The sequence below is a fragment of the Pseudomonas lurida genome, from assembly GCF_013522705.1.
Lineage (GTDB): Bacteria > Pseudomonadota > Gammaproteobacteria > Pseudomonadales > Pseudomonadaceae > Aquipseudomonas > Aquipseudomonas quebecensis.
Genome location: NZ_JAAMRE010000011.1, coordinates 74,620 through 96,436 on the forward strand (window position 1 = coordinate 74,620; position 21,817 = coordinate 96,436).

Annotated in this window: 18 protein-coding genes; 17 read left to right on the forward strand and 1 reads right to left on the reverse strand. The window is 59.6% G+C overall.

Features of this window, described 5'->3' with window-relative positions; translation table 11 throughout:
• Positions 1-11 precede the first annotated feature (11 nt).
• The 15 genes from bamA to ispD all read left to right on the forward strand — a co-directional run bounded on the left by bamA (position 12) and on the right by ispD (position 18,613).
• Complete coding sequence (gene bamA, locus G7025_RS11700; protein ID WP_181079269.1) at positions 12-2,399, forward strand: outer membrane protein assembly factor BamA; 2,388 nt, start codon at positions 12-14, stop codon at positions 2,397-2,399.
• Between the two features lie 45 nt (positions 2,400-2,444).
• On the forward strand, positions 2,445-2,948 hold the full coding sequence (locus G7025_RS11705; protein WP_003219314.1) for an OmpH family outer membrane protein: 504 nt from the start codon (positions 2,445-2,447) through the stop codon (positions 2,946-2,948).
• 3 nt (positions 2,949-2,951) lie between these two features.
• Positions 2,952-4,007: a UDP-3-O-(3-hydroxymyristoyl)glucosamine N-acyltransferase gene (gene lpxD / locus G7025_RS11710; RefSeq protein ID WP_181079272.1), complete on the forward strand. Its 1,056-nt coding sequence runs from the start codon at positions 2,952-2,954 to the stop codon at positions 4,005-4,007.
• 111 nt (positions 4,008-4,118) lie between these two features.
• A complete protein-coding gene (fabZ, locus tag G7025_RS11715; protein ID WP_003172281.1) occupies positions 4,119-4,559 on the forward strand; it encodes a 3-hydroxyacyl-ACP dehydratase FabZ in 441 nt (146 codons plus the stop codon).
• Positions 4,556-5,332, forward strand: a complete 777-nt coding sequence (gene lpxA, locus G7025_RS11720) for an acyl-ACP--UDP-N-acetylglucosamine O-acyltransferase (protein WP_181079275.1) — start codon at positions 4,556-4,558, stop codon at positions 5,330-5,332. Before fabZ ends, lpxA begins: the two co-directional genes overlap by 4 nt.
• Positions 5,333-5,334: 2 nt before the next feature.
• Positions 5,335-6,474, forward strand: coding sequence for a lipid-A-disaccharide synthase (gene lpxB, locus G7025_RS11725; protein ID WP_181079278.1), 1,140 nt, complete (start codon positions 5,335-5,337; stop codon positions 6,472-6,474).
• Positions 6,471-7,103, forward strand: a complete 633-nt coding sequence (gene rnhB, locus G7025_RS11730) for a ribonuclease HII (RefSeq protein WP_181079281.1) — start codon at positions 6,471-6,473, stop codon at positions 7,101-7,103. Before lpxB ends, rnhB begins: the two co-directional genes overlap by 4 nt.
• A gap of 76 nt (positions 7,104-7,179) precedes the next feature.
• Positions 7,180-10,701 (forward strand): DNA polymerase III subunit alpha, encoded by a 3,522-nt coding sequence (gene dnaE / locus G7025_RS11735; RefSeq protein ID WP_181079284.1) that lies wholly within the window; start codon positions 7,180-7,182, stop codon positions 10,699-10,701.
• Positions 10,702-10,841: 140 nt separating this feature from the next.
• Positions 10,842-11,789, forward strand: coding sequence for an acetyl-CoA carboxylase carboxyltransferase subunit alpha (locus G7025_RS11740; protein ID WP_181079287.1), 948 nt, complete (start codon positions 10,842-10,844; stop codon positions 11,787-11,789).
• Between the two features lie 161 nt (positions 11,790-11,950).
• Positions 11,951-13,261: a tRNA lysidine(34) synthetase TilS gene (gene tilS, locus G7025_RS11745; RefSeq protein ID WP_181079289.1), complete on the forward strand. Its 1,311-nt coding sequence runs from the start codon at positions 11,951-11,953 to the stop codon at positions 13,259-13,261.
• Between the two features lie 273 nt (positions 13,262-13,534).
• Positions 13,535-15,166, forward strand: coding sequence for a CTP synthase (locus G7025_RS11750; protein WP_071488807.1), 1,632 nt, complete (start codon positions 13,535-13,537; stop codon positions 15,164-15,166).
• 5 nt (positions 15,167-15,171) lie between these two features.
• Complete coding sequence (gene kdsA, locus G7025_RS11755) at positions 15,172-16,017, forward strand: 3-deoxy-8-phosphooctulonate synthase (RefSeq protein ID WP_003189190.1); 846 nt, start codon at positions 15,172-15,174, stop codon at positions 16,015-16,017.
• A gap of 152 nt (positions 16,018-16,169) precedes the next feature.
• Positions 16,170-17,459 (forward strand): phosphopyruvate hydratase, encoded by a 1,290-nt coding sequence (eno, locus tag G7025_RS11760; protein ID WP_181079292.1) that lies wholly within the window; start codon positions 16,170-16,172, stop codon positions 17,457-17,459.
• A gap of 171 nt (positions 17,460-17,630) precedes the next feature.
• Entirely contained in the window at positions 17,631-17,909 is a 279-nt protein-coding gene (gene ftsB / locus G7025_RS11765) for a cell division protein FtsB (RefSeq protein WP_003172294.1), read from the forward strand.
• Entirely contained in the window at positions 17,906-18,613 is a 708-nt protein-coding gene (gene ispD / locus G7025_RS11770; protein ID WP_181079295.1) for a 2-C-methyl-D-erythritol 4-phosphate cytidylyltransferase, read from the forward strand. The genes ftsB and ispD overlap by 4 nt, the downstream gene beginning before the upstream one ends.
• A gap of 130 nt (positions 18,614-18,743) precedes the next feature.
• Here ispD and G7025_RS11775 read toward each other — a convergent pair whose 3' ends face one another.
• Positions 18,744-19,640, reverse strand: a complete 897-nt coding sequence (locus G7025_RS11775; RefSeq protein WP_181079298.1) for a LysR substrate-binding domain-containing protein — start codon at positions 19,638-19,640, stop codon at positions 18,744-18,746.
• Between the two features lie 109 nt (positions 19,641-19,749).
• Between G7025_RS11775 and G7025_RS11780 the strand changes: the two genes are divergently transcribed.
• Positions 19,750-20,862, forward strand: coding sequence for an S-(hydroxymethyl)glutathione dehydrogenase/class III alcohol dehydrogenase (locus G7025_RS11780; RefSeq protein WP_181079301.1), 1,113 nt, complete (start codon positions 19,750-19,752; stop codon positions 20,860-20,862).
• A gap of 90 nt (positions 20,863-20,952) precedes the next feature.
• Positions 20,953-21,798, forward strand: coding sequence for an S-formylglutathione hydrolase (gene fghA / locus G7025_RS11785; protein WP_181079304.1), 846 nt, complete (start codon positions 20,953-20,955; stop codon positions 21,796-21,798).
• Positions 21,799-21,817: the final 19 nt, after the last annotated feature.

Genomic DNA, 21,817 nt, shown 5'->3' on the forward strand with positions numbered 1-21,817 from the left:
GAAAGGACTTCATGAAACGTCTGCTGCTAACTGCGGTTCTCACCGTATTGATGATCGCCGAAGTTCACGCCGAGTCCTTCACCATCTCCGATATTCGCGTCAACGGCCTCCAGCGGGTTTCCGCCGGTAGCGTCTTTGGTGCCTTGCCGTTGAACGTCGGGGAACAGGCTGATGATCGTCGCCTGGTGGAATCCACTCGTGCGCTGTTCAAAACCGGATTCTTTCAAGACATCCAACTGGGTCGAGAAGGCAACGTCCTGGTCATCACCGTCGTCGAGCGACCATCCGTCGCCAGTATCGAGATCGAAGGCAACAAAGCGATCTCTACTGAAGACCTGATGAAAGGCCTGAAGCAATCGGGCCTGGCCGAAGGTGAAATCTTCCAACGTGCCACCCTTGAAGGCGTACGTAACGAACTGCAGCGCCAGTACGTCGCCCAGGGTCGCTACTCCGCGACCGTGGAAACGGAGGTGGTTCCGCAGCCGCGTAACCGTGTCGGCCTGAAGGTCAACATCAACGAAGGGACCGTGGCCGCCATCCAGCACATCAACGTGGTAGGCAATACCAAGTTCCCGGATGAAGACCTGGTCGACCTGTTCGAACTCAAGACCACCAACTGGTTGTCGTTCTTCAAGAACGATGACAAGTACGCCCGTGAGAAACTCTCCGGTGACCTGGAGCGCCTGCGTTCCTACTACCTGGATCGCGGCTATATCAACATGGACATCGCCTCCACCCAGGTGTCCATTACGCCGGACAAGAAGCACGTCTACATCACTGTCAACGTCAACGAAGGCGAGAAGTACAAGGTTCGTGACGTCAAGCTCAGCGGTGACTTGAAAGTGCCTGAAGACCAGGTCAAGTCCCTGTTGCTGGTGCAGAAAGACCAGGTGTTCTCGCGCAAGCTGATGACCACCACCTCCGAACTGATCACCCGCCGCCTGGGTAACGAAGGCTACACCTTCGCCAACGTCAACGGCGTGCCGACCCCCAACGACGAAGACCACACCGTTGATATCACCTTCGTGGTCGACCCCGGTAAGCGTGCTTACGTAAACCGCATCAATTTCCGTGGCAACACCAAGTCCGCCGACGAAGTGCTGCGTCGTGAGATGCGTCAGATGGAAGGTGGCTGGGCTTCGACCTACCTGATCGACCAGTCCAAGACCCGTCTTGAACGCCTGGGCTTCTTCAAGGAAGTCAACGTCGAAACGCCGGCTGTGCCAGGTGTGGACGACCAGGTTGACGTGAACTACGCCGTTGAAGAGCAGGCCTCGGGCTCGATCACCGCCAGTGTCGGTTTCGCGCAGAGCGCCGGCCTGATCCTGGGTGGCTCGATCACCCAGAACAACTTCCTGGGTACCGGTAACAAGGTTTCCATTGGCCTGACCCGCAGCGAATATCAGAGCCGCTATAACTTCGGTTATGTCGACCCCTACTGGACCGCCGACGGTGTGAGCCTGGGCTACAACGCCTTCTACCGCACCACCGACTACAAAGATCTCGACGTAGACGTAGCTAGCTATGCGATCGACAGCCTGGGTGCTGGCGTGAACATCGGCTATCCGATCAGCGAAACCTCGCGCCTGACCTTCGGCCTGACTGCGCAGCAGGATGAGATCAAGACCGGTATTTATACCGTGGACGAGATCTTCGACTTCACCCGTCGTGAAGGCGACAAGTTCCTGAACTTCAAGGCGTCCGCCGGCTGGTCCGAGTCGACCCTGAACAAAGGCGTGCTGGCAACCCGTGGCCATTCCCAGAGCCTGACGGCCGAAGTCACCACGCCGGGCAGCGACCTGTCGTTCTTCAAACTCGACTATCGCGGCCAGTTGTTCCAGCCGTTGAGCGACAACTACACCATGCGCCTGCACACCGAGCTGGGCTATGGCGACGGTTACGGTTCGACCAATGGCTTGCCGTTCTATGAAAACTACTATGCAGGTGGTTTCAACTCGGTACGTGGCTTCAAGGACAGCACTCTCGGCCCGCGCGGTACCCCGAGTCGCGGTGTTGATAAAACCGGTAACATCGGCACTCAACCTGACACTGACAACGACCCGCTGCCTTTCGGTGGGAACGTGTTGATCCAGGGTGGTGCTGAAATTCTGTTCCCACTGCCGTTCGTGAAAGATCAGCGTTCTCTGCGCACATCCGTATTCTGGGACGTGGGTAACGTGTTCGATTCCAAGTGCGAGCAGATCAAAAACCCAAGCGGTTTGAAGTCCAACACCCAGTGCAACGACGTGAGCCTCAGCAACATGGCGAGCTCCGTGGGTGTGGGTGTGACGTGGGTGACTGCGCTGGGCCCGTTGAGCTTTGCGCTGGCCATGCCAATCAAGAAACCGGATAACGCTGAAACCCAGATTTTCCAATTCTCCCTCGGCCAGACGTTCTAAGCGTCTGACCTAAGATAACGACAACGGATTCTGTAGGAGTGCATCGTGCGTAAGTTGACTCAATTGGTTCTGCTGGCAACCGTGCTGGTAGCCACCCCGGCCTTCGCCGAAATGAAAATCGCCGTTCTGAACTATCAGATGGCCCTGCTGGAATCCGATGCGGCCAAAAAATACGCCGTGGATGCCGAGAAAAAATTCGGTCCGCAACTGACCAAGCTCAAGACCCTGGAAAGCAGCGCGAAGGGCATCCAGGATCGTCTGGTGGCCGGTGGTGACAAGATGCAGCAAGGCGAGCGCGAACGTCTGGAGCTGGAATTCAAGCAAAAGGCCCGTGACTATCAGTTCCAGTCCAAAGAGCTGAACGAAGCCAAGGCTGTGGCCGATCGCGAAATGCTTAAGCAGCTCAAGCCGAAACTCGACAGCGCTGTGGAAGAAGTGATCAAGAAAGGCGCCTTTGACCTGGTGTTCGAGCGCGGCGCCGTGATTGACGTCAAGCCTCAATACGACATCACCCGTCAGGTGATCGAGCGCATGAACCAGCTGAAGTAAGCCATGACCGCGACTATCAAGCTCGGCGAGTTGGCCGAGTTCCTGGGGGCCACTTTGCATGGCTCCCCGGAGAAAGAAATCACTGGGCTAGCCACCTTGCAGGAGGCTGGCCCAGCTCAGTTGAGCTTCCTCGCAAACCCTCAATACCGTAAATACCTCGTCGACAGCCGCGCCGCAGCCGTATTGCTCAAAGCCGCCGATGCCGAAGGTTTTGCCGGGGATGCGCTGGTGGTGGCCGACCCGTACCTGGCGTACGCCAAGGTGTCGCACCTGTTCGATCCCAAACCCAAGGCAGCCGGCGGCATTCACCCGTCAGCGATGATCGCCGATGACGCCCAGGTCGACCCTGCGGCCAGCATTGGTGCCTTTGCGGTGATCGAGAGTGGTGCGCGCATTGCCGCAGGCGTCACGGTGGGGGCGCACTGCTTTATCGGTGCGCGATGCGAGATCGGTGCCGATGGCTGGCTCGCGCCGCGCGTGACGCTGTATCACGATGTGCGTATCGGCCAGCGTGTGGTCATTCAGTCGGGCGCGGTGATCGGAGGCGAAGGCTTCGGATTTGCCAACGCCAAAGGCGTCTGGCACAAGATTGCCCAGGTCGGCGGCGTGCTGATTGGCGACGACGTGGAAATCGGCGTGAACACTGCAGTTGATCGCGGGGCCCTGGCCGATACCGTGATCGGCAATGGTGTGAAGCTCGACAACCAGATCCAGATCGCCCACAACGTACAGATTGGCGATCACACCGCCATGGCGGCGTGCGTGGGGATTTCCGGCAGCACCCGTATCGGCAAGCATTGCATGCTCGCCGGCGGTGTCGGCCTGGTAGGGCATATCGATATCTGTGACAACGTCTTCATCACCGGAATGACCATGGTGACCCACTCGATTACCGAGCCGGGTGCCTACTCTTCCGGTACCGCCATGCAACCTGCGGCTGAATGGCGCAAGAGTGCGGCGCGTTTGCGCCAGCTCGACGATATGGCCCGACGGCTCAAGCAGCTGGAAAAGCGTGTTGGAGAAGTGACCCCTGGCGGTAATGCTTCATCAGAAGGCTGATACCATTTTCATATCAAGTGTGCACAGCCGCTAGACTGCCTCCTTGATTTGCTAGCGGGGCGTGCCTTTAGTCCGCCCGCCCCCAATCTTTATTACAGGCTTCCCCCCGAAATGATGGACATCAACGAGATTCGCGAATACCTGCCCCACCGTTACCCGTTCCTGCTGGTGGACCGTGTAGTGGACCTCAATGTCGAGGAAAAGCGCATTCGCGCCTACAAGAATGTCAGCATCAACGAACCGTTCTTCAACGGTCACTTCCCCGCGCATCCCATCATGCCGGGCGTGTTGATCATTGAAGCGATGGCCCAGGCTGCCGGTATCCTTGGTTTTAAAATGCTTGACCTCAAGCCTGCCGACGGCACGCTCTACTATTTCGTGGGCTCCGACAAGCTGCGTTTCCGCAACCCGGTCACCCCGGGTGATCAGTTGATCCTCGAAGCCAAATTCATCAGTTGCAAGCGCCAGATCTGGAAGTTCGAATGCCAGGCCTCGGTGGATGGCAAGCCGGTATGCTCCGCCGAGATTATCTGTGCGGAACGCAAACTATGAGTTTGATTGACCCTCGCGCAATCATCGATCCGTCGGCCGTACTGGCCGCCGACGTTGAGGTCGGCCCCTGGTCGATCGTCGGCGCAGGTGTGGAAATCGGCGAGGGGACTGTCATCGGGCCGCACGTGATCCTCAAAGGGCCGACCCGTATTGGCAAACACAATCGCATCTACCAGTTCTCCTCGGTAGGCGAAGACACACCGGACATGAAATACAAGGGTGAAGAAACACGCCTGGTCATCGGTGATCACAACATCATTCGAGAAGGCGTGACCATTCATCGCGGCACCGTGCAGGATCGCGCCGAAACCACCCTGGGTGATCACAACCTGGTGATGGCTTATGCCCATATCGGCCACGACAGCGTGATCGGCAACCACTGCATACTGGTCAATAACACCGCCTTGGCCGGGCATGTGCACGTTGACGACTGGGCGATCCTGTCGGGGTTCACGCTGGTGCACCAGTACTGCCATATCGGCGCCCACAGCTTTTCCGGCATGGGCACCGCTATCGGCAAGGACGTTCCGGCGTATGTCACGGTATTCGGCAACCCCGCCGAAGCTCGCAGCATGAACTTCGAAGGCATGCGTCGTCGTGGTTTCAGCGACGAGGCCATTCACGCCTTGCGTCGTGCCTACAAGGTGGTTTACCGCCAGGGGCTGACCGTGGAGCAGGCATTGACCCAACTCACCGAGCCGGCTGCGCTGTTCCCGGAAGTTGCGGTATTCCGCGACTCTATCCAGATGTCGACGCGCGGCATCACTCGCTGATCATGGCCAATATGCGTATAGCGCTGGTAGCCGGAGAAGCTTCCGGCGACATTTTGGGCGCAGGTCTTATGCGGGCGCTAAAGGCACAGCACCCGGCCGTGGAATTCATCGGTGTCGGTGGTCCGTTGATGCAGGCTGAGGGGCTTGTGTCCTATTTCCCTATGGAGCGCTTGTCGGTCATGGGGTTGGTAGAGGTGCTGGGGCGCCTGCGCGAACTCCTGGCGCGCCGCAAGCTGTTGATTCAGACCCTGATCAAGGAAAAGCCCGACGTCTTCATCGGCATCGATGCACCCGATTTCACCCTCAATATCGAACTCAAGCTGCGCCAGGCGGGCATCAAGACCGTGCACTACGTCAGCCCCTCCGTGTGGGCGTGGCGTCAGAAGCGCGTGCTGAAGATCCGCGAGGGTTGCGACCTGATGCTGACCCTGTTGCCCTTCGAAGCCAGGTTTTATGAAGAGAAGGGCGTGCCGGTGCGGTTTGTCGGGCATACGCTGGCCGATGAGATACCTTTGCAGGCTGATCGAGCCGCGGCCCGTGCCGAACTGGGCTTGCCCGATGGCCCGCTCGTGGCGCTCATGCCCGGCAGTCGAGGCGGTGAAGTCGGGCGCCTGGCCAGCGTCTTCTTTGATGCCGCCGAACGTCTGCAAGACCTCAAGCCCGGCGTGCGGTTTGTGTTGCCGTGTGCCAGCCCGCAACGCCGTGCTCAGATCGAAACCTTGCTTCAAGGCCGCAACCTGCCGCTAACCCTGCTCGATGGTCAATCGCACCTGGCCCTTGCGGCCTGTGATGCGGTACTGATTGCTTCGGGCACTGCTACGCTGGAAGCCCTGCTGTACAAGCGCCCCATGGTCGTGGCCTATCGTCTGGCGCCGCTGACCTTCTGGATCCTTAAACGCATGGTCAAAAGCCCTTACATCTCCCTGCCCAACCTGTTGGCCCAGCGTCTGTTGGTGCCGGAGTTGTTGCAGGACGATGCGACGCCTGACGCCCTGGCGCAAACCCTACTACCCTTGATCGACGGCGGCGAAGAGCAGACCCGTGGTTTCGATGCGATTCACCGCACACTGCGTCGTGATGCCTCGAACCAGGCGGCTGACGCCGTGTTGACCTTGATCGGCAAACAACAGGATGCTTTATGAGTACGCAAATGGGCCTGGATTTCAGCCTGGTTGCTCAAGTCCATGAGCTGGTGGCCGGCGTCGACGAAGTCGGCCGCGGCCCGCTGTGCGGCGCAGTGGTCACGGCGGCGGTGATCCTGGATCCGAACCGTCCGATTCTGGGGTTGAACGATTCGAAAAAGCTCACTGAAGCCCGCCGTGAAAAGCTGTTCGACGAAATCTGTGAAAAAGCCTTGAGCTGGCATATTGCCCGGGCTGAAGTCGAAGAAATCGACAAGCTGAATATTCTGCACGCCACCATGCTGGCCATGCAGCGTGCCGTCGAAGGCCTGCACATCACCCCGAAAATGGCCATGATCGACGGCAACCGTTGCCCGAAACTGGGGATGCCGTCGGAAGCGGTGGTGAAGGGGGATAGCAAGGTGCCTGCAATTGCGGCGGCCTCGATCCTGGCCAAAGTCAGTCGTGATCGTGAAATGGCCGCGTTTGAATTGATCTACCCCGGCTACGGCATTGGTGGGCACAAAGGCTACCCGACGCCCGTTCATCTGGAAGCTCTGGCACGCCTGGGTCCCACGCCGATTCATCGGCGCTCGTTCGCCCCGGTACGCCAGGCCTACGAGCTGCGCGAGAGCTTCATCGAGGTTTAGTCGCGAAGCTGATGTTTTTGCCAAGGCCCGGTACAATCCGGGCCTTGTTGTCTTCACGTATTGGAACAGGATCACTATGCCGGCTTCATTCGTTCACCTGCGCCTGCACACTGAGTATTCCCTGGTCGACGGCCTGGTACGGATCAAACCTCTGGTCAAAACCCTGGTGGGCATGAACATGCCTGCGGTTGCGGTGACTGATCAGAACAACATGTGTTCTCTGGTCAAGTTCTATAAGAATGCCATGGGCGCCGGCATCAAGCCGATCTGCGGCGCCGATCTGTGGCTGTCCAACAAAGACCCGGACAACCCCTTGAGCCGTATCAGCCTGCTGGCGATGAACGGCGTGGGCTATCGCAATCTGACCGAATTGATTTCCCGTGGTTTTATCGAGGGTCAGCGCAACGGCTCGATCATCATCGAGCGTGAATGGGTCGCCGAGGCCAGCGAAGGTCTGATCATGCTGTCCGCCGCCAAGGAGGGCGAGATCGGTATTGCGCTGCTGGGCGGCAACCCGCAGGAAGCCGAAGTGCTGGCTCGCGAGTGGATGCAGGTCTTTCCCGACCGTTTCTACCTGGAAGTGCAACGCACCAACCGTCCCAACGATGAAGAACACCTGCACGCCGCCGTGGCGCTGGCCGATAAGCTCGGCGCACCACTGGTGGCGACCAACGATGTGCGCTTTATCAAGCGAGAGGATTTCGAGGCCCACGAAACCCGCGTGTGCATCGGCGAAGGCCGGGCCCTGGACGATCCGCGCCGTTCGAAGAACTACAGCGAAGAGCAGTACCTTAAAAGTGCCGAAGAAATGGCCGAGCTGTTCAGCGACCTGCCCGAGGCCCTGGAAAACTCCGTCGAGATCGCCAAGCGCTGCAATATCGAGGTGAAACTGGGCAAGCACTTCCTGCCCAACTTCCCGATTCCCGATGGCATGACCATCGATGAGTATTTCCGCAAGGTGTCGTTCGATGGCCTCGAGGAGCGGCTGGCGGTCCTGCTGCCCAAGGACACCACCGAAGACTACGAAGCCAAGCGCCAGGTCTACGTCGACCGGCTGAATTTCGAGCTGGATATCATTATCCAGATGGGCTTTCCCGGCTACTTCCTGATCGTGATGGACTTTATCCAGTGGGCCAAGAACAACGGCGTGCCGGTTGGTCCGGGCCGAGGGTCAGGTGCTGGCTCGCTGGTGGCCTATGTGCAAAAGATCACCGACCTGGACCCGTTGGAATACGACCTGCTGTTCGAACGCTTCCTGAACCCGGAGCGGGTTTCCATGCCCGACTTCGACGTCGACTTTTGCATGGACGGTCGCGACCGCGTGATCGAATACGTGGCCGAGAAGTATGGCCGCAACGCCGTGAGCCAGATCATTACCTTCGGTTCCATGGCGGCCAAAGCGGTGATCCGCGACGTGGCGCGGGTGCAGGGCAAGTCCTACGGCCTGGCCGATCGCCTGTCGAAGATGATCCCGTTCGAAGTCGGCATGACGTTGGAAAAGGCTTACGAGCAGGAAGAAATCCTGCGCGATTTCATCAAGGTCGACGAAGAAGCCGCCGAAATCTGGGAGATGGCCCGCAAGCTTGAGGGCGTGGTGCGTAACGTCGGTAAGCACGCCGGCGGCGTGGTCATTGCGCCTACCAAGCTCACCGACTTTTCGCCGATCTATTGCGACGAAGAAGGCGACGGCCTGGTGACCCAGTTCGACAAGGATGACGTGGAGGCGGCCGGCCTGGTGAAGTTCGACTTCCTCGGCCTGCGCACCCTGACCATCATTGATTGGGCGCTCAAGACCATCAACCGCGACCGCGCCAAGGTGGGCGAGGAACCGCTGGATATCGCCTTTATTCCGCTGGATGACAAGCCGACGTACACCCTGCTGCAAAAAGCCGAAACCACGGCGGTGTTCCAGCTCGAGTCGCGCGGGATGAAAGAGCTGATCAAAAAGCTCAAGCCCGACTGCCTGGAAGACTTGATCGCACTGGTGGCCCTGTTCCGTCCGGGGCCGCTGCAATCGGGCATGGTGGATGACTTCATCAACCGTAAGCACGGGCGTGCCGAGCTGGCGTACCCGCACTCCGATTACCAGTACGAAGGCCTCAAGCCGGTATTGGCGCCGACCTACGGCATCATCCTGTATCAGGAACAGGTGATGCAGATCGCTCAGGTGATGGCGGGTTACACCCTTGGCGGAGCGGATATGCTGCGTCGGGCCATGGGTAAAAAGAAACCCGAGGAAATGGCCAAGCAGCGGGGCGGTTTCATTGAAGGTTGCGCCACCAACAATATCGATGCCGACCTGGCGGGTAACATCTTCGACCTGGTGGAGAAGTTCGCCGGTTACGGCTTCAACAAATCCCACTCCGCCGCCTACGGTCTGGTGTCTTATCAGACCGCCTGGCTGAAAGCCCACTATCCGGCGCCGTTCATGGCCGCGGTATTGTCGGCGGATATGCACAACACCGACAAGGTCGTGACCTTGATCGAGGAAGTGCGCACCATGAAGCTGCGCCTCGACGCGCCGGACGTGAACGCCTCGGAGTTCAAGTTCACGGTGAACGACGAAGGTCGCATCATTTATGGCCTGGGCGCGATCAAGGGCGTGGGCGAAGGCCCGGTGGAAGCCATCACCGAAGCGCGTCAGGACGGGCCTTTCAAAGACCTGTTCGATTTCTGCGCGCGGGTCGACCTCAAACGCATCAACAAGCGCACCCTCGATGGCCTGATCCGCAGCGGCGCACTCGACCGTCTCGGCCCGTATTTCCACGATGAGCCCAAGGCTTACCAGGCCAATATCGACCGCAACCGCGCCGTGCTGCTGGCCGCGATGGAAGAGGCGATCAAGGCAGCGGAACAGACTGCCCGTACCCATGACAGTGGGCATGCCGACCTGTTCGGTGGCTTGTTCGTCGAAGAAGACGCGGATGTGTACGCCAACCACCGCAAGGCCAAGGAGTTAACGCTCAAGGAACGTCTCAAGGGCGAAAAAGATACCCTGGGGCTCTACCTTACCGGCCATCCGATTGACGAGTACGAAGGCGAAATCCGCCGTTTCGCTCGCCAGCGGATCATCGACCTGAAACCGGCGCGGGATACCCAGACCGTGGCCGGCATGATCATTGCGCTGCGGGTGATGAAGAACAAAAAGGGCGACAAGATGGGCTTCATTACTCTTGATGACCGTTCGGGGCGGATCGAAGCCTCGTTGTTTGCCGATGCGTTCCATTCTGCTCAGTCGCTGTTGCAGACCGACGCCATGGTGGTGGTGGAAGGGGAGGTCAGCAACGATGACTTCTCCGGCGGCCTGCGCCTGCGGATCAAGCGGGTGATGAGCATGGAGGATGCCCGCACCAACCTGGCCGAGAGCCTGCGCCTGAAGGTGAAAACCGAGGCCCTGAAAGGCGATCAGCTACGCTGGTTGGGTGATCTGCTCAAGCGTCACCGTGGCGCGTGCCCGGTGACCATGGAGTACACCGGTAACGATGCGAAGGCCATGCTTCAGTTCGGCGAAAGCTGGCGAATTGATCCCGCCGATGGCTTGATTCAAGCATTGCGTGACCAGTTCGGGCGAGACAACGTCTTCCTCCAATACCGTTGATGGCTGGCCCGGTAGTGGCATTCAGCTTGATCGACAAAACATTTAATCTCGACCTAAACGCGCCTCTCCCTTAAGGTAGGGCGCGAATAGACAACCGGCTGGCCAGGCACTCCCTGGCCGTCGACCCAAGACGGACGCTTATGAACCCGAATTTTCTTGATTTCGAACAGCCGATCGCTGACCTGCAAGCCAAGATCGAAGAGCTGCGCCTGGTCGGCAATGACAATTCGCTGAACATCGGCGATGAGATCGCCCGCCTGCAGGAAAAGAGCAGCACGCTCACCGAGGACATCTTCGGTAAGCTGACCAGTTGGCAGATCGCGCGTCTGGCTCGCCACCCGCGCCGTCCGTACACCCTGGACTATATCCAGCACATTTTTACCGAGTTCGACGAACTGCACGGCGATCGTCACTTCTCCGACGACGCGGCTATCGTGGGTGGTATTGCACGTCTGGACGACCAGCCGGTCATGGTTATCGGCCACCAGAAAGGCCGTGAAGTGCGCGAGAAGGTGCGTCGCAACTTCGGCATGCCGCGTCCGGAAGGTTACCGCAAGGCCTGCCGCCTGATGGAAATGGCCGAGCGGTTCAAGATGCCGATCCTGACTTTTATCGATACGCCGGGCGCGTATCCAGGCATTGACGCCGAAGAGCGCAACCAGAGCGAAGCGATTGCCTGGAACCTGCGTGTCATGTCGCGCCTGAAGACCCCGATCATCGCCACCGTGATTGGTGAAGGCGGTTCCGGCGGTGCGCTGGCGATTGGCGTCTGCGACCAGTTGAACATGCTGCAATATTCGACCTACGCGGTGATCTCGCCCGAAGGTTGCGCTTCGATCCTGTGGAAAACCGCCGAAAAAGCACCGGACGCCGCCGAGGCCATGGGTATCACCGCCGACCGCCTCAAAGGCCTGGGTATCGTTGACAAAGTGATCGCCGAGCCCTTGGGCGGCGCCCATCGCGACCCGGCTGCAGCTGCCGCCACCATCCGTGCAGAATTGGGCTCGCAGCTGGCGATGCTCAAGAAGCTGGATAACGAAGCGCTGCTGGCTCGTCGCTACGAGCGCCTGATGAGCTACGGTCTCTAAGGTCGCAACAGCATTAATGTGGGAGGGGGCCTGCCCCCGATAGCGGTACGTCAGTCAGCAAATACAGTGACTGACACTCAGCAATCGGGGGCGAGCCCCCTCCCATATTTGCTGTGTGTATGCTTGGTCAACGTATTTCAGATTTGCGGCGGTAACGTTTGATGAAACCGACTTTGCCCGCCAAGCTCCTGCACGCCCTGGCCCCGTGGCGCAACGCCCCGGCTTGGCATATCGCCTTCTCTGGCGGCCTTGATTCCACTGTTCTGCTGCATCTCCTGGCCAACTCCGAGTCTATTCCGCCTCTAAGCGCTGTGCATGTCCACCATGGCTTGCAAGCCGCCGCCGACGCATGGCCGAGCCATTGTCAGTCAATCTGCGACCACCTGGGCGTGCCCCTGCGTATCATGCGCGTGCAGGTGCAGCCCGGCGCCAGTTTAGAAGGTGCGGCGCGTGAGGCGCGTTATCAGGCGTTTACCGAGGTGATGGGGGCAGGGGCGGTGATGCTCACTGCCCAGCATCGTGAAGACCAGGCCGAAACCCTGCTGTTTCGCCTGTTGCGCGGCGCGGGCGTACGTGGGTTGACGGCAATGCCCGTGCATCGTCCGTTGGCGGGTGGTCACTTGGTGCGCCCTCTGTTGCATGTCTCTCGGGGCGAGCTGGAAGCCTATGCCATGGCGCATCAGCTCCAGTGGATCGCCGACCCTTCCAATACGGACACTCAGTTCTCCCGCAATTACCTGCGCCACCGCGTATTTCCGAGACTGACCGAGCGCTGGCCGCAAGCCGTCAGCCGCCTGGCCCGCAGCGCGGAACACTTGAACGAAGCCCAGGGCTTGCTCGATGAGTTGGCCCGGATAGATCTGCAGGCAGCCGATCAGCCCTCGCCATTTCCCTGGCTGCCCTTGCCATCCCTGATGCTTGCTTGTCTGCGAGAGCTTTCCGATGCCCGGCAGCGCAACGCCTTGCGCCATTGGCTGAGTCCGCTGACACGCCTGCCCGACAGCGATCACTGGGTCGGCTGGCAGTCCTTGCGTGATGCCCGGCACGACGCGCAGCCGTTATGGCGTCTGGCTGATGGGCAATTACACCGTTGCGGCGAGCGCATCTGGTGGTTGCCTTCCTCATGGTCGGAATTTTCCGACACCGCGGTGAGCTGGCCTGATGCGCAACACCCGCTACCGTTACCCGGCAATGGCCTGCTGAGAATTGTCGGCAAGGCGCCGGCAGGTCCGTTCGAGGTCCGTTATCGCCAGGGCGGTGAAACCCTTGACGTGCCGGGCCGCGGTCGACGAGATCTGAAGCGTTTGCTCAACGAAAGCGGCGTGCCGGGCTTCGTCCGTGGCAGATTGCCGCTGCTGTATCAGGGCGAACGATTGCTCGGCGTGCCCACCCTCGCTGGACTGCGGGTCGCACCGAGTGAAGGCTGGCAATTGCATTGGGTGCCACAGACCTGCGATCAAGGTTTGAGCTGATAGAGCCTTTCCGGTAGACTACGCTCCCTTCTTGATACAACTTCTGTGGATTCGCCTGAATCGCAGCAGTTGCCGATTACCAAGCAGTCTTTGCTGGGCGATTCCAAAAAATGTGTAGCGATCAACGTACCGGTGTTCCATTGCTGGTCTGTCACCACGCGGCGGTTTTTTTGAAAGGTGCACTGTGATTAATGCAGGTGATCGGGGGCTTCGGCCTCTCTTCGCTTTCCCCGGCGGCTCGGACCGCTTTAACGCAGACTTCTAGGGTTTTTCATGACGCGCTACATATTCGTCACGGGCGGTGTTGTTTCTTCATTGGGGAAAGGCATTGCCTCCGCTTCATTGGCGGCCATCCTGGAGGCGCGGGGGCTTAAAGTCACCATGCTCAAGCTGGACCCGTACATTAACGTCGACCCGGGCACCATGAGCCCGTTCCAGCACGGTGAAGTGTTCGTCACACACGACGGCGCCGAGACCGACCTGGACCTGGGCCACTACGAGCGGTTCATCCGCACGACCATGACCCAGAACAACAACTTCACCACTGGCCGTGTCTACGAGCACGTGCTGCGCAAAGAGCGCCGTGGTGACTACCTGGGTGCAACCATCCAGGTGATCCCGCACATCACCGACGAAATCAAGCGCCGCATCATCAAGGGTGCGGGCGATGCCGACGTGGCGATGGTCGAGATCGGCGGTACCGTGGGTGACATCGAGTCCCAACCGTTCCTCGAAGCCATCCGCCAGCTGCGTTTCGAAGTCGGCGCCAAGCGCGCGATGCTGATGCACCTGACCTTGGTACCGTACATCGCCACTGCCGGCGAAACCAAAACCAAGCCAACCCAGCACTCGGTCAAGGAACTGCGTTCCATCGGCCTGCAGCCGGACGTGCTGGTATGCCGCTCCGATCACCCGATCGATATTTCCTCGCGTCGCAAGATCGCGCAGTTCACTAACGTTGAAGAACGTGCGGTGATTGCCCTGGAAGACGCCGACACCATCTACAAGATCCCGGGCATCCTGCATTCGCAGGGCCTGGACGATTTTGTGGTCGAGCGTTTCGGCCTGCAGTGCAACGGCGCGGACCTGTCCGAGTGGGAAGCGGTGGTCGACGCCAAGCTCAACCCCGAGCACGAAGTCACCATCGCCATGGTCGGCAAGTACATGGAATTACTGGACGCGTACAAGTCGCTGATCGAAGCGATGAGCCACGCCGGTATCAGCAACCGCACCAAGGTCAACCTGCGCTATATCGATTCCGAAGACATCGAGAACCAGGGCACCGCGCTGCTCGAAGGCGTGGATGCGATCCTCGTGCCTGGCGGTTTCGGCCTGCGTGGCGTGGAAGGCAAGATCACCGCCGTGCAGTACGCCCGTGAAAACAAAGTGCCGTACCTGGGTATCTGCCTGGGCATGCAAGTGGCCGTTATCGAGTTCGCCCGTAACGTGCTGGGCTGGAAAGACGCCAACTCCACCGAGTTCGACAGCAAGAGTGGTCACCCGGTCGTGGGCCTGATCACCGAGTGGGAAGACGCCACCGGTGCGGTCGAAGTGCGTACCGAAGCCTCCGATCTGGGTGGCACCATGCGCCTGGGCGCGCAGGATTGCCTGCTGGAGCCGGGCTCGCTGGTTCACGATTGCTACGGCAAGGACGTGATCGTCGAGCGTCACCGCCATCGCTATGAAGTGAACAACAACCTGCTGCCGCAGATCAAAGAAGCCGGCCTGAAAATTTCCGGTCGCTCCGGCGATGGCGCGCTGGTTGAAGTGGTCGAGGCGCCGGATCATCCGTGGTTTGTGGCCTGCCAGTTCCACCCTGAGTTCACCTCGACTCCACGTGATGGTCACCCACTGTTCAGCGGTTTCGTCAAAGCTGCACTGACGCAACATCAGAAAAAGGCGTAAACCTGATGGCCCAGAAGATCATTCGCGTAGGCGACATCGAGATTGCCAACGACAAGCCCATGGTGCTGTTCGGCGGCATGAACGTCCTGGAAAGCCGTGACATGGCGATGCAGGTCTGTGAAGAATACGTGCGGGTTACCCAGAAACTGGGTATTCCTTATGTGTTCAAGGCCAGCTTCGACAAGGCCAACCGTTCGTCCGTAACCTCCTATCGTGGCCCGGGCCTTGAAGAAGGCATGCGGATCTTCCAGGACATCAAGCAAGCCTTCGGCGTGCCGATCATCACCGATGTCCACGAGCCTGAACAGGCTGCCGTGGTCGCCGAGGTGTGCGACATCATCCAGTTGCCGGCCTTCCTGTCGCGCCAGACCGACCTGGTCGTTGCGATGGCCAAGACCGGCGCTGTGATCAATATCAAGAAAGCCCAGTTCCTCGCGCCTCAGGAAATGAAGCACATCCTGAGCAAGTGCGTGGAGGCGGGTAACGACCAGTTGATTCTCTGCGAGCGCGGTTCGAGCTTCGGCTACAACAACCTCGTGGTGGACATGCTCGGTTTCGGCATCATGAAACAGTTCGAATACCCGGTGTTCTTCGACGTGACCCACGCGCTGCAAATGCCCGGTGGTCGCTCGGACTCCGCCGGCGGGCGTCGTGCCCAGGTCACCGACCTGGCCAAGGCGGGCATGAGCCAATCCCTGGCCGGCCTGTTCCTGGAAGCCCACCCGGACCCCGACAATGCCAAGTGCGACGGTCCTTGCGCCCTGCGCCTGGACAAGTTGGAGCCGTTCCTGGCACAGCTCAAGCAGTTGGATGAGCTGGTAAAGAGTTTTCCGACGGTAGAGACCGCATAACTGCGCTTTCTCCGTGCGGGAGCCGAGCTTGCTCGCAATGAGCCCTGAGAGGGCACTATGACTGGCAAGTTTGTTCCAAATATTGCAATGTGCGCGACAAGTTAAATCGAGCGGTATAGAGCGTTTTCGTCAACTTTGGAGTGTTTACAACAATGGCAAAAATCGTCGACATCAAAGGTCGTGAAGTTCTCGACTCCCGTGGCAACCCCACCGTCGAAGCCGACGTGCTTCTCGATAACGGCATCATCGGCAGCGCCTGCGCGCCGTCCGGTGCTTCCACCGGTTCGCGCGAAGCGCTGGAACTGCGTGATGGCGACAAGAGCCGTTACCTGGGCAAGGGTGTCCTCAAGGCAGTAGCCAACATCAATGGCCCGATCCGTGACCTGCTGTTGGGTAAAGACCCGCTGGACCAGAAAGCGCTGGATCACGCGATGATCAAGCTCGACGGCACCGACAACAAAGGCAGCCTGGGCGCTAACGCCATCCTCGCCGTGTCCCTGGCCGCCGCCAAGGCCGCTGCCCAGGATCAGGACCTGCCGCTGTACGCGCACATTGCCAACCTGAACGGCACTCCAGGTGTCTACTCGATGCCGGTGCCGATGATGAACATCATCAACGGTGGCGAGCACGCCGATAATAACGTCGACATCCAGGAATTCATGGTGCAGCCGGTTGGCGCCAAGACCTTCTCCGAAGGCCTGCGCATGGGCACCGAGATTTTCCATCACCTCAAGGCTGTGCTGAAGGCCCGTGGCCTGAGCACCGCGGTCGGTGACGAGGGTGGTTTCGCCCCAAACCTGGCCTCCAACGAAGATGCCCTCAAGGTTATCTCCGAAGCCGTGGCCAACGCCGGCTACACCCTGGGCACCGACGTGACCCTGGCGCTGGACTGCGCGGCCAGTGAATTCTACGAAGACGGCAAGTACAACCTGTCCGGCGAAGGCCAGGTATTCAACTCCGAAGGTTTTGCCGAGTACCTGAAGGGCCTGACCCAGCGCTACCCGATCATCTCGATCGAAGACGGCCTGGACGAGTCCGACTGGGACGGCTGGAAAATCCTCACCGACAAGATCGGCGAAAAAGTCCAACTGGTGGGCGACGACCTGTTCGTGACCAACACCAAGATCCTGAAAGAAGGCATCGATAAAAAGATCGCCAACTCGATCCTGATCAAGTTCAACCAGATCGGCACCTTGACCGAAACCCTGGAAGCCATCCAGATGGCCAAGGCCGCCGGCTACACCGCCGTAATCTCGCACCGTTCCGGCGAAACCGAAGATTCGACCATTGCCGACCTGGCCGTGGGCACCTCGGCTGGTCAGATCAAGACCGGTTCGCTGTGCCGCTCCGACCGTGTTTCCAAGTACAACCAATTGCTGCGTATCGAAGAGCAACTGGCCGGCAAAGCCAAGTACAACGGTCGCGGTGAGTTTCGCGGCTGAGCGTCACATGGTAAAAAGTCGGCGGATTGCGTCGGAAAACTCACGGCAATGTGAATTTCGGCGTTAATCTGGTGACTATCTAGCACAAGCCTGGTTCTTCCAGGCTTCGTGCTATCAGTTGCTCCAAAAGTGATGCATGGCTGTCTTTTTCCACTGGATACCCGATATTCGATGCGCAGTCCCAATTGGTTGTTTCTCGTCTTGCTCCTGCTGCTGGCTGGCCTGCAGTACCGCCTATGGGTAGGTAACGGCAGCTTCGCGCAGGTAAAAGACCTGACCCAACAAATTGCCGACCAGCACGCCGAAAACGAACGCCTGCTGGAGCGCAACCGCGTCCTCGACGCCGAAGTGCTTGAGTTGAAAAAGGGCACGGAGACCGTTGAAGAACGGGCTCGCCATGAGTTGGGCATGGTCAAGGAGGGTGAAACCCTCTACCAGTTGGCCCAATGAGCTATCGTTTGCCGGCCTTCTGGGCCGTGATTCCTGCCGCGGGCGTCGGTGCCCGTATGGCCGCGGACCGTCCCAAGCAGTACTTGCAATTGGGCGGGCGCACTATTCTTGAACACAGCCTGGGCTGTTTTCTTGACCACCCTCTGCTCAAGGGCCTGGTGGTCAGTCTTGCTGTTGATGATCCGTATTGGCCCAACCTGGCATGTGCCGCTGACCCGCGTATCCAACGTGCGGACGGTGGTTCGCAGCGCTCGGGCTCGGTGCTCAATGCACTGCTGCACCTCAATGCCCTGGGCGCCAGCGATGACGATTGGGTGTTGGTGCATGATGCGGCGCGGCCTAACCTGAGCCGTGATGATCTCGATAAGTTACTGGCTGAGTTGGCGGACGATCCGGTCGGTGGCCTGCTGGCGGTGCCGGCTCGCGATACCCTCAAGCGCGTCGACAAGCAGGGGCGGGTGGTGGAAACCGTCGACCGCAGCTTGATCTGGCAAGCCTATACGCCGCAGATGTTCCGCCTCGGAGCCTTGCACCGCGCGTTGGCCGACAGCCTGGTGGCCGATGCGCTGATCACCGACGAGGCCTCGGCCATGGAATGGTCCGGGCAGGCGCCGCGCTTGATCGAAGGGCGCTCGGACAATATCAAGGTGACCCGGCCGGAAGACCTGGAGTGGCTGCGGCTGCGTTGGGCCAATCGCCGGTAGTCAGTTGCACCGGGTCGAGTTCATCGCAGGCAAGCCAGCTCCCACATTCGATCACGTTCTCCCCCAGGCAACTCGGTCAACTGTGGGAGCCAGGCTTGCCCGCAATGAGGCCCGCCCGGACACCCAATACTCAACCGCTGTACTCCGGCCGCTCGGCCAACCCCTCCTTCAAAAAATCCACCAACTTCCTGACCTTTGGCGACAAATGTCGTTGCTGCGGATACAGCGCCCACACCGCGGTATTCGGTGGTTGATGCGCCTCCAGCAGCGACACCAACGCGCCGCTGTGCAAGTGCTCCAGCACGTAATAGTCCGGCAGTTGGCACAACCCGACCCCTTGCAGCGCCGCATCCAACACGGCTTGCCCACTGTTGCAGCGCCAGTTTCCCTGTACCCGTTGGGAAAATTCGCGCCCGTCCTGGGCCAGTTGCCAGATGTCCGAGCTGCCGATCAGGCAATTGTGCCGACTCAATTCCGACAAGCTATGCGGCCGGCCGTACCGGGCCAGGTAGGACGGTGACGCACACAGGTACATTCGCCGAGGCGCGAGGCGGCTGGCGACCATGCTTGAGTCTTGCAGGCGCCCCAGGCGAATCGCCAGATCGAGGCCTTCGTGCACCAGATCCAGTTGGCGGTTGCTCAGCTCGATATCCACCCGCAGTTGCGGATAAAGCCCCATGAATCGCGTCACCAATGGCACGATAAAACGCTCGCCGTAAGCCACGGCACAGGTCATGCGCAACATGCCCTTGGGTTCGCTGGTCAGGTCGCCCACCGCGCGCAAGGCTTCTTCGCGTCCATCCTGCAGGCGCTGGCAGTGTTGCAGAAAGGTCTGACCGGCCTCTGTCAGTGTGACCTTGCGGGTGCTTCGGTAGAGCAGCCGCGTCTGCAGCCGGTCTTCCAGGCGCGCAACTTGCCGGCTGATATGGGACGACGAAACCCCCAGGCGTTCGGCGGCGGCGGTGAACTGGTTGCATTCGGCGACCGCGACGAACTCATCAATGCCTTCCCAGCGGTTGTCCTGCATGGCGATTATCCCTGTACAGCAATAAAGTTTTGCTTTTGGCCGGATTATTAATCAGCCGGTCATGTTTTACACTCATCGCTTCAGTTTTCAACCCGATGGAGATTTCCGGATGATCAAGTCCCGCGCCGCCGTAGCCTTCGAAGCCAAGAAACCCCTTGAGATCGTAGAAGTGGATGTCGCCATGCCAAAGGCCGGCGAAGTACTGTTGCGCGTGGTCGCGTCCGGCGTGTGCCATACCGACGCCTATACGCTGTCGGGCGCCGACCCGGAAGGCATTTTCCCGTCCATCCTTGGCCATGAAGGCGGTGCGGTGGTCGAGGCCATCGGCGAGGGCGTGACTTCAGTAGCGGTGGGTGACCATGTGATCCCGCTGTACACCCCGGAATGCGGCCAGTGCAAATTCTGTCGCTCGGGCAAGACCAACCTGTGCCAGGCCATTCGCGCCACCCAGGGCAAAGGCTTGATGCCCGATGGCACTACGCGTTTCTCCTACAAAGGGCAGCCGATTTTCCACTACATGGGCACCTCGACGTTTTCCGAGTACACCGTGCTCCCGGAAATTTCCGTGGCCAAGATTCCTAAAGAGGCACCGTTGGAAAAGGTCTGCCTGCTCGGTTGCGGCGTCACCACCGGTATCGGTGCGGTGATCAACACCGCCAAGGTCAAGCCAGGCGACACCGTGGCCATCTTCGGCCTGGGGGGCATTGGCCTGTCTGCAGTGATCGGGGCGGTCAAGGCCAAGGCCGGACGTATCATCGCCATCGACATTAACCCGGCCAAGTTCGAAATCGCCAAGCAACTGGGTGCAACCGACTGCATTAACCCGAAAGACTACGACCGCCCGATCCAGGACGTGATCGTCGACCTGACGGATGGCGGCGTGGATTTTTCCTTCGAGTGCATCGGCAATGTCCAATTGATGCGGGCCGCGCTTGAGTGCTGCCACAAAGGCTGGGGCGAATCGGTGATCATCGGCGTAGCCGGGGCCGGCCAGGAAATCGCTACCCGTCCGTTCCAACTGGTCACCGGTCGCGTCTGGCGCGGTTCGGCGTTTGGCGGCGTACGCGGTCGCAGCGAATTGCCAAGCTACGTGGAAATGGCCCAGACCGGCGAAATCCCGCTGGATACCTTCATCACCCACACCATGGGCCTGGAAGATATCAACAAAGCGTTTGACCTGATGCATGAAGGCAAGAGCATTCGTACCGTCATTCACTTTTGAAGCAGCGGCGAGCGGCAAGCTATCAGCAGCAAGTGGGTGCACGCCTTACTTGCCGTTTGAAGCTTGCCACTTGCAGCTGGGAGCACTCCCATGACCCTGGAAAATATCTCCTGCCAGAAGAGTTTTGGCGGCTGGCACAAACGCTACAAACACAATTCCCACGTGCTCGGTTGCGACATGACCTTCGCCGTCTACCTGCCGCCGCAAGCGGAGCAGGGCGGCAAGCTGCCGGTGCTGTACTGGCTGTCCGGCCTGACCTGCACCGATGAGAACTTCATGCACAAAGCCGGTGCCCAGCGCATGGCGGCGGAACTGGGGTTGATCATCGTGGCGCCGGACACCAGCCCCCGCGGCCCCGGCGTGCCGGGTGATCCTGACAACGCCTGGGACTTCGGCCTCGGCGCCGGCTTCTACCTGAACGCCACCCAGGAACCCTGGGCCAAGCACTATCGGATGCATGACTACGTGGTGCAGGAATTGCCGGCGTTGGTGGAGGCACACTTCCCGGCGTCCGATAAGCGCGGCATCAGCGGCCACTCCATGGGCGGACATGGCGCATTGGTGTGTGCGTTGCGCAACCCGGAGCGTTACCTTTCAGTGTCGGCTTTTTCGCCGATCAGCAACCCCATGGACTGCCCATGGGGCCAGAAAGCCTTTTCCCGCTACCTGGGCGAAGAACGTTCCAAATGGCGTGAGTGGGATGCCTGCGTGCTGATCAGCGAAACCTCGCACAAACTTCCATTACTGGTGGATCAAGGCGATCGCGACGATTTCCTCGCCGTGCAGCTCAAGCCTGAAGCGCTGCGCCAGGCCGCGAAGGCGGCCAACCATCCGCTGGAACTGCGCCTGCAACCAGGCTACGACCACAGCTACTTTTTCATTGCCAGCTTCATCGAAGATCATTTGCGGCATCACGCACGTGCTTTGCTCGGTTAATGTGAGAAAAAAGTAGGTA

Coding starts and splice junctions, on each gene's coding strand:
- bamA (WP_181079269.1), top strand. CDS start 12: ATGAAACGTCTGCTGCTAACTGCGGTTCTCACCGTATTGATGATCGCC.
- lpxD (WP_181079272.1), top strand. CDS start 2,952: ATGACCGCGACTATCAAGCTCGGCGAGTTGGCCGAGTTCCTGGGGGCC.
- fabZ (WP_003172281.1), top strand. CDS start 4,119: ATGATGGACATCAACGAGATTCGCGAATACCTGCCCCACCGTTACCCG.
- lpxA (WP_181079275.1), top strand. CDS start 4,556: ATGAGTTTGATTGACCCTCGCGCAATCATCGATCCGTCGGCCGTACTG.
- lpxB (WP_181079278.1), top strand. CDS start 5,335: ATGGCCAATATGCGTATAGCGCTGGTAGCCGGAGAAGCTTCCGGCGAC.
- rnhB (WP_181079281.1), top strand. CDS start 6,471: ATGAGTACGCAAATGGGCCTGGATTTCAGCCTGGTTGCTCAAGTCCAT.
- dnaE (WP_181079284.1), top strand. CDS start 7,180: ATGCCGGCTTCATTCGTTCACCTGCGCCTGCACACTGAGTATTCCCTG.
- G7025_RS11740 (WP_181079287.1), top strand. CDS start 10,842: ATGAACCCGAATTTTCTTGATTTCGAACAGCCGATCGCTGACCTGCAA.
- tilS (WP_181079289.1), top strand. CDS start 11,951: ATGAAACCGACTTTGCCCGCCAAGCTCCTGCACGCCCTGGCCCCGTGG.
- G7025_RS11750 (WP_071488807.1), top strand. CDS start 13,535: ATGACGCGCTACATATTCGTCACGGGCGGTGTTGTTTCTTCATTGGGG.
- kdsA (WP_003189190.1), top strand. CDS start 15,172: ATGGCCCAGAAGATCATTCGCGTAGGCGACATCGAGATTGCCAACGAC.
- eno (WP_181079292.1), top strand. CDS start 16,170: ATGGCAAAAATCGTCGACATCAAAGGTCGTGAAGTTCTCGACTCCCGT.
- ftsB (WP_003172294.1), top strand. CDS start 17,631: ATGCGCAGTCCCAATTGGTTGTTTCTCGTCTTGCTCCTGCTGCTGGCT.
- ispD (WP_181079295.1), top strand. CDS start 17,906: ATGAGCTATCGTTTGCCGGCCTTCTGGGCCGTGATTCCTGCCGCGGGC.
- G7025_RS11775 (WP_181079298.1), bottom strand. CDS start 19,640: ATGCAGGACAACCGCTGGGAAGGCATTGATGAGTTCGTCGCGGTCGCC.
- G7025_RS11780 (WP_181079301.1), top strand. CDS start 19,750: ATGATCAAGTCCCGCGCCGCCGTAGCCTTCGAAGCCAAGAAACCCCTT.
- fghA (WP_181079304.1), top strand. CDS start 20,953: ATGACCCTGGAAAATATCTCCTGCCAGAAGAGTTTTGGCGGCTGGCAC.